This window comes from Vibrio sp. 2033, from assembly GCF_033339735.1.
Map to the genome: position 1 here is coordinate 1 of NZ_JAWOVC010000259.1, position 783 is coordinate 783.

At 49.7% G+C, this 783-nt stretch carries 1 protein-coding gene; it reads right to left on the reverse strand.

Going from position 1 to position 783, the window contains the following annotated elements; genetic code table 11:
• The coding region (locus R7P74_RS25950; RefSeq protein WP_318123530.1) for an acyl-CoA dehydrogenase family protein at positions 1-681 on the reverse strand (681 nt) is incomplete at its 3' end.
• Between the last annotated feature and the right edge of the window lie 102 nt (positions 682-783).

Here is a 783-nt window from a genome sequence, read left to right on the forward strand (position 1 = left end):
AGGTACTTTGCAATTGTTGAAGACGAGCTCAGATGTGTTTGAGCCTCGCATTCCCAACTTATCGAGCTTTTGCGCGTCACTGAATCCGGTAAAACTGCGCTCGACGATAAACGCTGTGATCCCGCGCGATCCCGCATCAGCATCTGTTTTGGCGTACACCACGACCACGTCCGCATCGGGGCCGTTCGTGATCCACATTTTTGTGCCATTGAGTAAGAAGTGGTCGCCTTTGTCTTCGGCTTTTAGTTGCATGCTGACGACATCCGAACCCGAATTGACTTCGCTCATCGCCAGAGCGCCTATGTGCGAACCATCGACTAATTTAGGCAGATACTTTTCTCGTTGCGTTGGGGTGCCGTTTCGAAAGATTTGGTTTACGCAAAGATTTGAATGTGCGCCGTAGCTGAGCGCGACGGAGGCTGATGCTCGGCTTATCTCTTCCATTGCTACAACGTGGGCGAGGTAGCCCATTTCAGCACCACCATATTCTTCGCTGACGGTTACGCCAAGCAAGCCCATTTCGCCAAGAAGTGGCCATAAATGGCTAGGAAACTGATTGTAATGGTCAATATCGGCGGCAATAGGAGCTATATGCTCACTCGCGAACGCATTGACGTGATCTCGGAGTATATCAATGGTTTCACCGAGCCCGAAATTCAGCGGGATGTAGCTCGTTTTCATAACGTCTCCCTGTTGCAGGTGTGTGACTGTGAAAATCGTGCACTGCTTGAGTGAGGGAAATTTGAGTTAGTGCCGTTGTTACTTTTCGTTGTTTTTTAGTGT